Raw genomic sequence first — 14,487 nt, 5'->3', positions numbered from 1 at the left:
GATTGCTTCACGGCGCGCCCGGCCCCGCGCCGCTCAAGCAGCGCTTACGCTGCCGGCGCGGCTCAAGCCCAGCGCACATGCACCGTCCCGCCGCTCAGGGCTGCCGCTGAATGAAACAGGTGGCCGATGCGTGGGCAACCAGTTTGTCATCCGACGTCTTCAACGTCCCTTCCGCAACGCCCAGGCTTTTCGACAGATGGATCACACGCCCCTCGGCAATCAGATCGGCGTCGCGCGGCACCGGACGCAGCATTTTCACGTGCAGATCGATCGTCCCGTAACCGATTCCCGCATCGAGCATCGTATGCACCGCGCAGCCGGTGACGGAATCGAGCACGGTCGCGGCGAAACCGCCGTGCACGCCGCCCAGCGGATTCAAATGGCGACCGTCGGCCCGGGCGCTCATCCTGATGTAACCGAGCTCGACATCGTCGATGCGCATCGGTACCGTCTCGGCAATCGACGCAGCCGGCAAATCGCCCGCCGCAGCGGCGCGCAACAGTTCGAGACCGGACATGGAAAGCGGATTCATCAATACTCCTCGTTATCGCGACACAGGAACGACGCGCATTGCACGCCAGTAAGTTCTAAAAGAGAACTAACAATGGCGCTCATTATTGATAAGCGATCAAAGGCTTGTCAACACGCATGGATGCATCCGATCCGAACCTAAGTTCTATAATGGAATGCAATGCCAGATCCGATCCACGATGGAAATCAATCATGAAATGGGATGACGTCGGCTCGATGCCGTGCTCGATCGCGCGCACGCTCGCGGTTCTCGGCGACCGCTGGACCATGCTCATTCTGCGCAACGCGTTTTTCGGCGTGCGCCGCTTCGACGCGTTTCAGGCGCAACTCGGCCTCACCCGCCACGTGCTGGCGGATCGGCTCGCCCGGCTCGTCGACGAAGGCATCTTCACGAAGCGCGCATACCAGGAACGGCCGCCGCGCTTCGAATATCGACTGTCCCAGAAAGGGCTCGACCTCTACCCCGTGCTGCTTGCGCTCAACGCGTGGGGCGATCGCTGGAAAGACGACGGCAACGGGCCGCCCATCCTGCTGCGGCACCGGGCATGCGGCCATCTGATCAAGCCCGTGACCGTGTGTGCGCAATGCGGCGATCCGCTCGATCCGCACGACGTCGAGCCGGTGCTGGGCGCATATTGGCAACAAAGAATGGAAAACAAGGTCGGGTAATCGCACTCAGGCCGCACTCAGGCGCGGAAATCGGACGATGCGCGCGGTTTCCTCCACTTGTAAGCGCGGCCGTTTTTTGACGCGACCATTCAAAGAGCGCATGCAGTTCTGCTCGCTTCACCATGACAGCTCATTCTTCCGGCCGCCCGCGCGATTCAGCCCGGCTACGAATCGCGAGCAAAAGCGATTGATTCGGCTGGAGTAAAAAATCTACCGGCGCGGCGCGCCGTCGATTTGCCGCGCGGGTTGAACACAACACATTGCGTGGATTCGCCATAGCGGATGACGTTTGGCGCTCGAGCGATTTCTCGTCGCCCCGCCTTCAGGCTCGGCGATCCACGCTTGCCGCGTGGCCGATCGGCCCGCGACGATGCGGCCTGCGGGTTACGCGTTTTGCGTCGATGGAATAGGCCTATTCGCTCGGCAGCCCAGCCGGATTCATTGCGGTAAAATCGCGAGTTATCCCTACGTCGCCACGCCTTTCGGTCCCCGCTTATGTCAGCTTCACCCTTGCTTAGTCCTCGCCGCGTATCGGTTGCGCCGATGATGGACTGGACCGACCGCCATTGTCGTTCGTTTCATCGGATGATCTCGCGCCATACGTGGCTTTATACGGAAATGGTGACGACAGGCGCATTGATTCACGGCGACGTCGCGCGTCACCTGGCGTTCACCCCCGAGGAAGCGCCGGTCGCGTTGCAATTGGGCGGCAGCGAACCGGCCGATCTCGCGCATTCGGCGAAACTCGGCGAGCGCTGGGGGTACGACGAAATCAACTTGAACTGCGGCTGCCCGTCCGAGCGAGTGCAGCGCGGCGCGTTCGGCGCATGCTTGATGAACGAGCCGCAACTCGTCGCGCAATGCGTGAAGGCGATGCGCGATGCCGTGTCGATCCCGGTGACGGTCAAGCACCGGATCGGCGTGGACGCGGTCGAAGATTATGGGTTCGTGCGCGACTTTGTCGGCACGGTCGCGTCGGCCGGCTGCGACGTATTTATCGTCCATGCGCGCAATGCGATCCTGAAAGGCTTGTCGCCGAAGGAAAATCGCGAGATTCCGCCGCTCAAGTACGACTACGCCTATCGCTTGAAACGCGACTTTCCGCAACTCGAGATCATCGTCAATGGCGGCATCACGACACTCGACGAAGTCGAACAACACTTGCAGCACGTCGATGGCGTGATGCTCGGACGCGAGGCGTATCACAATCCCTACGTGCTCGCGAACGTCGACGCACGCTTCTATCGCGCCAGCTCTGCCGCGCCAACGCGCGACGAGGTCCAGGCGCGGCTCATCGAATACTGCGCGACCGAACTTGCGCGCGGCACTTATCTCGGCGCGATCATCCGGCACGCGCTGGGGTTATATCGCGGCGCCGCCGGCGCGCGCGGTTGGCGGCGCGTGCTATCGGACAATAAGCGGCTGGCGCGCGGCGATCTGTCGATTTTCGATGAAGCACGCGTGCACCTGAATGCGGCGAATGCGAGCAAAGCCGAATTTTTTGAAAAAAGGGCTTTGCAAAATTAAACGGGGTTTGTATAATCTCGCTTCTTCGCTGATAAGTTCTTCCGGCGAATCAGATGAAGAGGTAGCAAGCCAGTGGTGGCTGTAGCTCAGTTGGTAGAGTCCAGGATTGTGATTCCTGTTGTCGTGGGTTCGAGTCCCATCAGCCACCCCAAAAGACTCAATAAAATCAAGGAACTAAGAGAGTCACTTGATTTTATATAATGAAATTCAGAACGAAAATCGAAATTTCAGAATGAGCCCGCTCGTGAGCGGGCTTTATTTTTGTACTTTTGATCTACTGGGATACCTTGCGGCAGACTCAGCGGTCTTCATGAAACCCGCGCCTAAACCGCGTCGTCAACCGCGCCTTGCCGCCCCGCATTCGGCTGCTCAAGCTCCACATGACAGACATAGCCCTCGGTATCGAGAGTGTGCTCCACGCGCGTCGCAATCCACGTGGTCGGCACCCCATCGCGCCACCCCCGTAAATTCACTTGCGATTCGGCCGCCAGGTCGGCGCGCCCCGGACACGTGAGCGTCATTTTCAGCATGCCCCGCGTGCGTTTGGCCAACTCGGCCTTCGCGGCAGCCACCGCCTGATCCTGCGTCGGGAAATATTGCTTGATGCGCCGCACCGGTTCGCCGGACCCCACCGTCACAATATGGCGCTTCGCTTGTTTCACGGCATGGTAGTACGCCACAACCGTGCCGGCCGTTTCCCGGCGCTGCTGCGTCATGGTCCAGCGACTGCATTCACGCGCCTGAAGCGTGATGGTCGGCAAGTCCTGACCGCTCACGCTCTTGAACTCGCCGCGCTTGGCCACCACCAGCTTGCTGCCGGCCGGCTTCACCACCGCGTCGTATTTTTTCGCGACGACACGCAACAGCAAGTTCAAGTCGGACTCGTCTTGCTGGTCGATGTGGGGCAATTGAATGCCGGCGAGCGATGCGGACACGGCGCCAGTCATGCCGTGTTCCCTGGCGATTTTCTGCACTATCCCCCCAATGGTGACACCCGCCTTCCAACTCCGAATTTTCTGGGTCTGTAGATGAAATTCGCCGCCGTTGCCCATGTCGTACGCCGCCGCCCGCGCGCGGATGTGCATCACACCCGGCCACCCCGACAACTCGATTTCGTCGACAATGAACGACCCCATCGGCTGGGATGCGCCGTCATATCCGAGGAACAATTGCAGTTGCGCGCCCGTTGGCGGAAACTGAATTGGCGTGGCGGGATCATGGTCGGACAGGCTAAATTCCAGCATGTCGCTCGTGTTACCTGTCTCGTCAGTCAAGCTCAGACTAATGAAACGATCCAGGATCGTCGCCGTGATGTTGCGATCGTTCGCCACCAGTTTGAAATTTGGGCGAACCGGCTGTGTCAGTCCCATAGCTTGATGCTCTGCTGCGTCGCGGGCAGCGTGAAATCGGGCAGGATGATCGTGATGCCAGCGGTCAGAACGGGGCCGCGATCAGCCAACCCAGGATTCGCGTCTAACAATTGCTCCACCACCCGGCTTGCGCGCGTGCCGTAATAGTTCCAGGCGATTTCGTCGGCCAGGTCGCCGTCCTTCGTCACATATTCGGTCGTCATGACAACCATTGCGAAATCGAGTCGGTGAGGGAATTTTCCAGCGGTGCGATATCCGAGCCGTCGAACCGCTTCAACGTCACGGTAAATTCAATCTTGCGCGGCAATGCGAACGCCGCAAACGTCCCGCGCGTTTCCTCTACGTTGGTGATGACCCAACGCCCATAGACGCGCCCTTGCGCATCCAGCATCAGTTGCGGCTGCCCCTGCTCCGCCAGCGCGCGCAGCATCGCCATCGCATTCGCACTGCCTCGCCACTCCGGATAGATGATGCCGGGTAGTGTGACGCTTTCCTCACCGGCCCCGGTGTACTGCAACGCCGGTAACTGGCCGAAGCGTTCCTGGGCAGGCCATCGATATTCGGCGCTATGGTGCATCTCTTGGAACACCGCCACATTCAGCGCAAAATTGAAGTTGCCGAGCCTGAGCATCGGTACGAAGCCCGCGATAAATGCGCCCAAGCTCATGACGATGCTCCATCGTGCATACGGCTACGATTTTTGATGCCTTGCTGGCGCTGGATTTCCTGCATTATTTCACGCGCCAGCGCGCTGCCGTTCTGGCCGGGCTGCTGGTTGATCGTGATGCCACCGACGTTCACAGTGCTGTTCGTTGGCGCTGCGCTGCGCGACGCCATCGGCGGAACGGCGGGCGCAGCCTTCGCCGCAGGGTTTTGGCCTGCCGCAAGCGATGCTGCGATTTCCTCATTCGATTTGCCAGAAATGCGAGCGGCACCAGCCCGCAGAAAATCGCCAGCAGAGAGGTGCGTAGACGCGGCCCACCAGCGGCCATTCTTCACATCGTCCGCGCCTTTTGCGCCGTCAACATCCGGCAAGCCGGCCGCCTTAGCCGCCGCCAGTGCGGCGGTCGCGAGTCCTGCCGCTAGCCCAAGCTTTCCGATGAACCCAAGGAGGCCGCCGCCAGCGCTCGCCGCCGCGCCCTGCACGCCGTTCATCGCGCTTACCATCGAATTGACTTGTGCCGTTGCGGTGGCCAGACGCACGAGCGCAATCGTCTGCAAGATGCCGTTTGCCGCCAACAGGACCGGTGCGACGACGACAAGCGCCGCAGCAGTCCCAGCCAGCCCAACGGTGACGGCCTTGAACAGGCGCGGGTTTTCTTCGGCGAACTTATTTACCGATTCCAAGGCAGATGCCGCCCTTTCCATCGCCGTGGCGAACGTTGGCAGAAGGACGTTGCCCATCCGCACCTGCGCGTCGTTCAGGCGAGCGCGTGCGTTGTCGATCTTGCCTTGCGTGGACGCGCGATTGGCCGCCTCAGATTCGTCGATGCCGTGCGCGATATCAACATTGTGCCGGTCCTTCGCGATGTTGTGTGAGAACCGCATCCGCTGCGTGACAATGTTCGCCGCGTTCGTATTCGAGGCGATGCTGTTCGCGAATTTTGCAATCTGGGCCGGATCGTCGATATCCACACCGCGACTTTTGGCGATCGGGATCAAGTGCTTATCCACCCACGCCTGTGGATCCTTCAGGAACAGCTCGTTGTCAATCAGCGCGTTCGAGGAAACCTTTTTAATTTTTCCGGTCTTGTCGAATTGGACGTTGCCGTTCTTCGTGTCGAGCAGGCCGAGTTTCGCCATCTCGTCAAACGCGCCGTGCGTCTGATGGCCACCGATCCAGGCATTCACCAGCGTACTGGATGCAGTGCCGTACTGATTCGCGCCCATCGCCTGCATCAGAAACGTATCGCCGAAGAATGCACGGTCGCTCATCGCCGCAACCGCGCTCTTGCCGCGCCGGATTGCGGTCAGTTGTTCATCTGCGCTAACGACGCCGTTAGAACCTGTCAGCGCCTTGAATGCCCAGTTTTGCTTTTCGCGCAGCGCTTCAGGCGATGAAGCGCCGCCGCGCTCTTCGGCGATCTTCGCGAGACTATACGCGGCGTCCTCGCCAATCTGGTTTTTGTGGCCGCGATTGTAGAGTTGCAGACCGGAAATCGCCTTCAGCGTTGTTGGCAATGCCTCGATAGCATGGTGTGCATCGCCCAGCGCCGTGCGCAGTTCGCTGACGGTTTCCGTAGCCTTCGTGACCGATACGCCGAACTGTTTCGAGTCCTGCGCGGCCTTCACCATCGAGTCGGCCTCTTCCTTCGATACGCCAGAGTTGCGGATAACGTTGACGGCGTTCTCGCGCTCGATAGCGGCGTGAATGCCGGTGTACAGGACGCCGCCCATAACCAAGCCGCCAGCGGCAGCGCGATGCGCGACCCCCGTCAGCTTGCCGCCGATTTCGCCGGCCTTCGACTTGAACGCCTGCGCCTTCGTCAGCCGTTCCTGCGCGCGACGCGCGCGGTCCAGCTCGACCGTCAGCTTCGCATACGAACCGCGCAGACTGTCCACATCCCTGCCGGTCCGGCCGAATTGCTGAATGGCGCGGCCCAGCAGCTTCTGGCGCTTCGTCAGGTCCGTGACGCTCTGACCCACCCTGCCCAGCGACTTGTTGATCTCTCCGAAAGCGCCTCTCAGCGTCCCGGAAACCGCGCCGCCGATGGTGATGGTTGCGGAAAGTCGCTTGTTGCTTGCCATGGGCGGGATTTATTCCTTCGGCAGCCCGTCCAGCCACCAGAGAAAACGTGACGTGCGCATCCCGAGGATTTCGCCTTGCGACCACCCGGTATGGGACGCGAGTGCCAACGCCCCGGCGCGCACATGGTCCGCACTCAATCGAGGAAATTTCCGAATGCGGCTTGCAGGCGCAAGTAATCGCGCAACTTCAAACGGCGCAGGTCGGCCGGCGCGACGGTACAAAGATTGGCAAACAGCGTGATTTCCTTCAACACGTCACTGCCACGCGCTTCGTTGCTCGCCACCTGGTCATCCAGGGTGGGTTCGCGCATCGTGACCTCCTGAAGCGGCACCCCGTTCACTTCCAGCGGCTTCGACAGCGTGATGGTCACGCTACCGTCGCCGTTTTCTTTCAACCACGTTTCCTTTTTTGCGCTCATTGCTGACCTGTTTAAATGAGATGATTGATGCGGGTCGGTCCGCGCCGGATGTGGATTACAGCCCCAGCGCACTGCGGAATGCCGCCAGCGTGTCCGCGCCGTTGATGGTCGCAATCATGTTTTCGACATCGATTTCGGTCACCACCTTGTCGTGATGCAGTAGCTTGTAATAATTCAGCGCCATCTGGATTTTCAGGAACGGCACTTCGCCAGGCTTCCAGGTGCCGGGGTCTTGCTCGATGACCTTGCCGCGCATGTTCATCATGACGGGGATCACCGTCCCATCGCCCGATTCGAGCGCGCCGCGGATGGTCAGCGGCACGTTCGCCCCTTCCGTGACGCCAAACAACGACAGCACGTTGCGGTCATACGAGATCAACGAAAAGTCCGTGGTCAACCCTTCCATGCCCACCGTGATCTTCAACGGGGCCACCATGCCGCCACCCTGGAAGTCCTCCGTTTTCTGCGTCAGCTTCGGTGGATTCACATCCCGCACCTGGCCGGCATAGCCTCGGCCATCGGCCCAAAGCGTTAAATTTTTAAGAACCTCTCTTGCAGCCATGTGCTTGCACTCCTAGATTCCTGGGCATACACAGCGCCCGCGCCGTTCAATTAAAAATCGTGCTGATGTAGTCATTCACCAGGTGCGAGCGGAAGGTGATGTGCTCCGCCGGATACGCCGGAGTAAAATCGAAGTCGAAGTAAATCCGGCCGTTGGCGATGGCATCCGCCGTGTTCAGATCAGGATCGGCCCAGCACACACCGCCGAGGATCGCGCCCTTCACGACCAAGCCACGCAGGAACGCATTCACTCCCTCGACAACCTCTGTCACGTACTGCTTCGTGATGCCTCGATCGACCGCCCACAGATGGGCCGCCATCAGGCTATCGTTAATGACATCCGCCGTGCGCACCACGCACAGAAATTGCCACTTCGGATCACTGGACAGCGTACGGTTGCCCCACAAGCGGAAGCCATTCTGCCGAACGATCGTCGCCACGTTCTTTTCGTTCAGCAAATTTGCGCGGCTGTTGGCATCACCCAGCTTGAAGTCGATGGGCCGCGTGGTGCCCTGGATACCATTGATATTCTGATTGGAGGGTGACCACCAAAATCCTAAGTCGTTATCCACCTTCGCAATCAGGCCAGCGACGGCGGCGCTGGAGCGCGACGGCACCAGATTACCCTGGCTGTCCGTCTTAATACCCTGCGGGTCCACCAGATATACGCGCTTGCTGCCGAAATCGCCGGCCGCGGCGATGGCGTCCGCGTCATTCACGTCGGGGCCGTCCTGGATAATGACCGCGCGCATGCGTTCAGCGATGCCGATCAACTCGGCGACCACGGCGTTACCGACCGTGCCGATGTTCGCCGTGAACGTGGCGGCCGTCGTCGGTGTGCCCGCAGCCGGCGGAAGGGCGAACACGGGCGCGGCGGTATATCCGGCACCCGGATTCTTGATCGTGGTCGCGGCGACGCCGCCGCCCTTGATGGTCGCACTCGCGGCAACGCCTGCGCCGCCCGCACCGCCAGACGGCACCAGGTCATAGATGCCATCCGTGTAGCCCGCGCCCGGCGTCATCAACAGCGATGTGACGCCGCCTTGCGTGCGCTGGTGCGTGAACCCCGGCGCAATCAAGATGCGCGGTGCAAACCCGACCACGGACTCCGCCGCCAGTAGCGCTTGGACGCCCTCGTATTGACCGGTATTCGCATTGACGCCACCCAGCACATTGACCAGCGTCGCCTGAGTGTCCGCGCCCTCGTCCACGCGAATGACAATGACAACCGCGCCAGACTGATCAAAAATCGAATCCATCGCGTCCGGCAGCGTCCCTCTGCCCTGCCCCGTCACATCCAATTTTGCGGCGACGCTTCGGCTGCCGGCAATCAACACCGGCGTATTCAACGGGAACGTCTTCGCATCGGCATCCGGGGCCGTACCCACCAGCCCAATGACGGACGTGCGCACCGTCGAAATGGGGCGAGGGCCATCGTCAATGTCGATGACTTCAACGCCATGCAAAAAGGTGTCGCCCGCCATAGGTATGTCCTTGGTGCCAATCGGCTCAATCTAGATTGGCTGGCATTGTCCGGCGCGCGGCCCACACTTTCCTCTTGTGGGTTCTTCGTTATGCGGGCAATACGGGACGCTGTTCAATCGCAATCGCGACATCCGGATTCGCCGCTAAAAACGCCCGAAGCTTCTCGATGGGATCGAGATTGCTTTCGATGGGCCGCGGCCTCGTGACAAGTTCCCATGCTGCACCGCTCCAGCGCGGCCACTTGTCATCCGGCCATTTATCTGGGGGCGCGACATCCACCGCGCCAGCGGGCATCAAGAATACACCCGGCTCAAGCGGGCTTTCGTCCGCCGAGGCAGTCCCGCAATACATACCCGCGCGATCGGTTTGGAAAACTGTTCTCGTGTTCATGGTCAGTATTTGATGCAGGCAAGTAGCGCGACGTTACGTGGACGCGATTCGTTGCCGCCGTCTGGATTGATCGTAATATTGTGATAATGGTCGCCGCCAAGCTGGATCGTGATACCGGTGGCTGCTGCCTCAGTGCGGATGGTGCCGATCAGTCCAGGCGCCCCGCTACCAGAACTCAGGTTGGTGTTGTTCGTCAAATTCATCTGGTGAGAATGGCCGGGGTCATTCACTCCGTGGGTGTGCCTACCCTGCACATCGCTCGACGCCCAGTGCGCATGCGCCAGATTCTGCGACCCCTGCCGCGAGCCTGCCTGGCGCCCGCCATCGACGCCCCGCCCATCATCCCAGCCGCGAATAAACTCACCGCGCAAATCCGGCAGGTTGAACGTATTGAAACCGTCACCGGCACCGTGCGTCGTCCCGATGTTGAAGAATAGGGCGGCATACGTCGTCCGGCTGACCGCCGCCCCATTCGCTTTCATCCAGCCAGGCGGGGGAACGGCTGCGGCAAAATACATAATCATGCCAGGAGGTGCATGCGTGTCCGTGTTTACCTTGCTGTCCACGCCCAGGTTTGCGCGCGCAACGCCCACGTCAGGAACATCGGAAAGGTTTTTCGATTGAATGAGCGGCGCAGGAACAAAGGCAGCAGGATCGTTCTGCACGAAATAGGCACGCGATCCGGCCGGATACGACCGGGCAAGCATCAGCCTCGCGCGGTCAATCGAATCGGCCGTCCATTCGGTGGGCAGCAAGCGGCTGCCTTCAATATATATCGCCAGCCCGATCGTGCTGCACTTCGTCAACGTAACGGCGGTTTGCCCATCCGCCAGCGTCTGCACCTCATCTACCGTGCTGACTGTCACATTTGCCGTCGTCGGATCCTGCCATGACACATCACCATCCGCGTTCGATTTCTTCGCTAAAATCTGGCCGGTGTGACCGCCCTTCAGCAGGTAGGGAAGTGTAATCGCGTTATTGACCCACGCTTGCGTAGCAACAGCCACATTCGGGTCAATCTGTATGGTAACCATGTCGGCATTCGTTGCCAGGAATTCCATGCGCAACACGGTATCGCCGAATGAACCTTCGCTGCCATCCCCTTGCGGCTTGTACACGTCCGGAACATTCGCTACGGCGAACATTCCCCCTTGATCATCCCATGCGGCCATTTCGCGGATGGTAAAACCCCCCATCGTGGCCGGGATCACCATTTCAACCACGAATAACACAGGATTTTGGGGATCCTGATAGACGCGATTCGGCGCGGTCCGGAACATCTCCCGAATTAATTGCGTCTGCCCTCGATCTGGCGTCGTCGGATTGCCGCCGCCATCGCCTACCGATACAGCCACCAAATTAATCGATGTACCCGTTGCTTCGGCCTGCGTCATGCGCCGCAAGCCATAGTTTGTGTGAATGGTCTTATAGCGCATAGTCAGGCCGTCACGAGCATATTATTGGCAATGATCCGGTTGGGCGATCCGCTACCGTATTCGTTGACGACGGCATCGCTGACTTGCATCAGATTGTTCGTGATGACGTAGCTATCGCTGTCGCCTTTCCCGATGGTGACGCCGTCGACAACTCCATCCGTGCCAATGACATTCAGACTCTCGACCTTGATACGCTTGCTTCCAATGACATTGACAATGCACGAACTGGCACCATCACCGTGAATCGATGACATGCTGCCACCGGAGACGTTCATCCCGCCAATACCCAGCATCACGATCGCTGCATTCTGATTGTTGTCACCGTAATTGCCCAGGAACATCGTGTTGGCATAGAGATCCGTGACATCGACGTTCATGAACGTGGCGTTATTGTCCGCATGCGCAAATACGGCCGGAGCACGATATCCAGCAAAGTACGGTGACGATACCTTGACATTGATCAGTGTGGCGCCGGACCCGCTCGCGACCATTTCCAGTGCGCACTCCCCTTTCTCCGATGCTCCAGAATCGAATTGAATATCGGACATCCAGATATCGCCGAGTTGCGAATTCCCAGTCGCGAGCAGGACCGTTCCAGCTCCATAAACGGTGCCATTAGCAAATCGAATACCGCGCACCATCGACGGGTTGCCTGCCGCGCCCCCGCTCGCCACCAGTGCAAGCGGCGGGTAGGTCTTCGACCCTTGACCCTCATACGTATTGAAAACCATATCTCCACAAAACGATCCCGGCGCACTAGCCTGGAGCCGCATGCCACCAGAGAAAATGACGAGCCGATTAATCTCGTAATGCCGCGTCTCGGTAAAAGTAACCACCGTCGATCCACTCGGGAAGTGGGCGGCCAGTATGTCGTCAATTCGATTCCATTCGAGCGAGCTACAGAAATAGCCCGACTTCCCGATAGCCAATGCAGCGCTGGTTGCATCACCCAACGACCCGTCGAACGTCAGCTTGCCTAGTATTTCAATCCGCGCATTACCGCGATTGCTGCTCGCATCAGCCAGCAAACAGCGCGGCACGATGCTGATGGCCGTCACACCGGGCATCGGGTAAAGCGTCGCTCCGTTCGAGATCAGCCGCGGCAGATACGTGAGCGCATCGCCACTCGCCGCTTGACCATGCTTGAATACCAATCCTTTCGCCAGCCGCAGCTTTGCATTCGCCGGCAATTCAACCGGCAATCCCAATGACTGCGCCAAATCGATCGCGCGCTGAAGCGGCCCCGATGCATCCGTCGCATGGTCGGCCGGCAACCCAAATGCCTCCGCCTTGATCGACGTTGCCCGCTCCGGGTGCGGGCGCAGATAGACGCGCGCATCCCCCACCAGACAGACCCCAGCTCCCCATGATTTCTCGATGTCCGGCGCCTGATCGAGCAAATAAGTTCCTTCCGGCCAATACACGGATGAAGACTTGGACTCCGCGCTAGCGCGCGCCGTGTCATCGTTCGTTCTGCCATCGCCTTGCGCCCCGAAATGCCTGACACTGACCGTATAGAACGTCTTGATCGCTTCTGTTCGATTCGCGAGCGCCTGCGCTTGCGCGTTCATCGGACCACCCGCGCCCCCCATGGCTTTGGTGCTTTTCTCCAACTGCGGTACGTCGTCCCAAGCTGGGGCGGGAATCAAATTCGCCATATTCGCTTTTAAACCTTAGTTCCACTAAGTGAAATCGCCCCATCAAGATTCCAGCTTCCATCCAACCATCTATCGACTAGCTGCGTGCCGTCGTACGAGATCGTGATGTTGTTTCCAATCGTCAAAACGCCAGCCAGCACTGGGCCGCCACGCGTCGTGACCGACGGCTGAAATGAACCAAAATGCGATCGGAGATTCTTCATTGCGCGGATATAGGAGATGATCTTCCCATAGCCATCCTGATCAATTCCACTCTGGCTACTGTCCACCCAAACGCTAAACGTATAGGGGGCAGCAGGCGGTATTTGCTGAAACCACTCCTGGATGGTCACCGTGTACCCGAGTGCATCGAGCGCCTGCTTCACCGCGCCAATCGTGCCTTTGTAGCGCTGGACCGCCACGGCGGATTGAATGGAATTTCTCTTCTGCTCATCCAGCCAGTTTGCATCCCAAAAATCGACGCTGAACGCCCAGGCGAGCCACGGAAGCAAATCCGATGGACACCGGTCGGCATTCCAGATGTCCCGCACTGGCGTCGGGACATCGCTGATTCGCGCGACGCTCTCGGCCAGTGAAACTTCAAACGGCGCCGCATTCGGCGGCAATAGGCTAGCCATTGGACGCCACCGTGACGTTAATGGCCGTGCAGTACGGCGCCTGGCCCGCCGATGCTGGGATATTGGCACTCGGCGTGCGCAAGTTGACCCGATCAACGCCCGGACGATGCAGCGCCTGATAGACACCGGACAAACTCACGTCGTAACCGTTTCGATGGACCGAATCCGCGTAAGCCTGGGCAGCACGCTTCGCCGCCTGCGTCACCACATCCGCATCCGGCCCATCAAACAACACCAGTTCGGCATCGATCGTGTACGGCAAAATCCCCGCCGACAGCACGGAAACCTGGTCCGTCATTGGGCGTATTTTTTCCGCATTCAACGCAGCCGTCACAGCCGCGATTTCATCCTCCCCCGCCGCTCCGTCGCCGTTGCGCGATAGCACATACACCACCACTTTCCCCGGCGCCGGCGAGACGGCAGAAATATCCTTGATCGTGCCCGTCGCGCTCAAACCGTGAAACACGTAACTCCCCTCGCTTCCGGCGGTGGTGTAACCTTCCAGAGAAACCGGAATGCGAGCGCGGTAATCGTCGTCCGATTCCCACACTGCGGGCGTCGGTGGAATGGCGGCATCATCAGCCGGCTTGATCAACAGACGCGGCACGTTGTAGTTCGCGCCGATCTGATCCAGGTCGGTACCGATGGCGAACGCGAGCATGACTGCGCGCACGGCCTCGTTGGCGCGTTGGCGAACGAGCAGTTCTCGATACGCGCAAACTTCCAGAATCTTATAGGCTGGGTCACTCTCCACCAGAGCGGTAAACGGCTGCCCAGCCCCTTGCGTGCGCGCCTGAAGATCAGCCAGCATGGCTCGAAAAATCGTTTCGAAGTCCAGTTGCTCGACCGCATTGGGGGCCGGTAACTGCGACAGATTCACGGTAGTAAACGCACCGATCATCAGTTCACCTTAATGCCATCAAGCGTCACGGTCCGACCATCAGGAAGATATCGGCCGATCAAATCGAGCGCGACGACGCCGACATCGGCACTCGCCAACTTGACTTGTGTGAGCCGAAAACGCGGCTCCCATGCCGCCAGCGCTTCAGCAGTCGCCGCGTACAAGTCCACGATCG

The 14,487-nt window shown here is 59.6% G+C and carries 15 protein-coding genes and 1 tRNA gene; 3 read left to right on the top strand and 13 right to left on the bottom strand.

Annotation, left to right across the window (positions count from 1 at the left end; genetic code table 11):
- Window positions 1–94: 94 nt before the first annotated feature.
- On the bottom strand, window positions 95–532 hold the full coding sequence (locus WS68_RS17430; RefSeq protein WP_059571982.1) for a PaaI family thioesterase: 438 nt from the start codon (window positions 530–532) through the stop codon (window positions 95–97).
- 191 nt (window positions 533–723) lie between these two features.
- Here WS68_RS17430 and WS68_RS17425 point away from each other — a divergent pair, with 191 nt between their 5' ends.
- The 3 genes from WS68_RS17425 (at window position 724) to WS68_RS17415 (ending at window position 2,878) form a co-directional block, all read left to right on the top strand.
- Entirely contained in the window at window positions 724–1,200 is a 477-nt protein-coding gene (locus WS68_RS17425; protein ID WP_059571981.1) for a winged helix-turn-helix transcriptional regulator, read from the top strand.
- A 495-nt stretch (window positions 1,201–1,695) separates the two neighbouring features.
- Window positions 1,696–2,727, top strand: a complete 1,032-nt coding sequence (gene dusA / locus WS68_RS17420) for a tRNA dihydrouridine(20/20a) synthase DusA (protein WP_059571980.1) — start codon at window positions 1,696–1,698, stop codon at window positions 2,725–2,727.
- 75 nt (window positions 2,728–2,802) lie between these two features.
- A tRNA-His gene (locus tag WS68_RS17415) sits at window positions 2,803–2,878 on the top strand.
- Window positions 2,879–3,050: 172 nt separating this feature from the next.
- Here WS68_RS17415 and WS68_RS17410 read toward each other — a convergent pair.
- The 12 genes from WS68_RS17410 to WS68_RS17355 all read right to left on the bottom strand — a co-directional run bounded on the left by WS68_RS17410 (window position 3,051) and on the right by WS68_RS17355 (window position 14,312).
- Complete coding sequence (locus WS68_RS17410; RefSeq protein ID WP_059571979.1) at window positions 3,051–4,097, bottom strand: phage late control D family protein; 1,047 nt, start codon at window positions 4,095–4,097, stop codon at window positions 3,051–3,053.
- Window positions 4,088–4,300 (bottom strand): tail protein X, encoded by a 213-nt coding sequence (locus tag WS68_RS17405; RefSeq protein WP_059571978.1) that lies wholly within the window; start codon window positions 4,298–4,300, stop codon window positions 4,088–4,090. The genes WS68_RS17410 and WS68_RS17405 overlap by 10 nt, the downstream gene beginning before the upstream one ends.
- Window positions 4,297–4,764, bottom strand: coding sequence for a phage tail protein (locus WS68_RS17400; protein WP_059571977.1), 468 nt, complete (start codon window positions 4,762–4,764; stop codon window positions 4,297–4,299). Before WS68_RS17400 ends, WS68_RS17405 begins: the two co-directional genes overlap by 4 nt.
- On the bottom strand, window positions 4,761–6,845 hold the full coding sequence (locus WS68_RS17395) for a hypothetical protein (RefSeq protein WP_059571976.1): 2,085 nt from the start codon (window positions 6,843–6,845) through the stop codon (window positions 4,761–4,763). The genes WS68_RS17400 and WS68_RS17395 overlap by 4 nt, the downstream gene beginning before the upstream one ends.
- A 134-nt stretch (window positions 6,846–6,979) precedes the next feature.
- Window positions 6,980–7,264, bottom strand: a complete 285-nt coding sequence (locus WS68_RS17390; RefSeq protein WP_059571975.1) for a phage tail assembly protein — start codon at window positions 7,262–7,264, stop codon at window positions 6,980–6,982.
- A gap of 55 nt (window positions 7,265–7,319) precedes the next feature.
- A complete protein-coding gene (locus WS68_RS17385; RefSeq protein WP_059571974.1) occupies window positions 7,320–7,826 on the bottom strand; it encodes a phage major tail tube protein in 507 nt (168 codons plus the stop codon).
- A gap of 46 nt (window positions 7,827–7,872) precedes the next feature.
- On the bottom strand, window positions 7,873–9,309 hold the full coding sequence (locus WS68_RS17380; protein WP_059571973.1) for a phage tail sheath C-terminal domain-containing protein: 1,437 nt from the start codon (window positions 9,307–9,309) through the stop codon (window positions 7,873–7,875).
- 88 nt (window positions 9,310–9,397) lie between these two features.
- Complete coding sequence (locus tag WS68_RS17375; protein WP_059571972.1) at window positions 9,398–9,700, bottom strand: hypothetical protein; 303 nt, start codon at window positions 9,698–9,700, stop codon at window positions 9,398–9,400.
- 2 nt (window positions 9,701–9,702) lie between these two features.
- A complete protein-coding gene (locus WS68_RS17370; RefSeq protein WP_059571971.1) occupies window positions 9,703–11,136 on the bottom strand; it encodes a phage tail-collar fiber domain-containing protein in 1,434 nt (477 codons plus the stop codon).
- Window positions 11,137–11,138: 2 nt separating this feature from the next.
- Window positions 11,139–12,794: a hypothetical protein gene (locus WS68_RS17365; protein WP_156429557.1), complete on the bottom strand. Its 1,656-nt coding sequence runs from the start codon at window positions 12,792–12,794 to the stop codon at window positions 11,139–11,141.
- An 8-nt stretch (window positions 12,795–12,802) separates the two neighbouring features.
- Entirely contained in the window at window positions 12,803–13,411 is a 609-nt protein-coding gene (locus WS68_RS17360) for a phage tail protein I (RefSeq protein ID WP_059571969.1), read from the bottom strand.
- Window positions 13,404–14,312, bottom strand: a complete 909-nt coding sequence (locus WS68_RS17355; protein WP_059571968.1) for a baseplate assembly protein — start codon at window positions 14,310–14,312, stop codon at window positions 13,404–13,406. The genes WS68_RS17360 and WS68_RS17355 overlap by 8 nt, the downstream gene beginning before the upstream one ends.
- Window positions 14,313–14,487: the final 175 nt, after the last annotated feature.

Source organism: Burkholderia sp. TSV86, from assembly GCF_001522865.1.
Lineage (GTDB): Bacteria > Pseudomonadota > Gammaproteobacteria > Burkholderiales > Burkholderiaceae > Burkholderia.
This window is presented reverse-complemented; position numbering and strand designations above follow the sequence as displayed.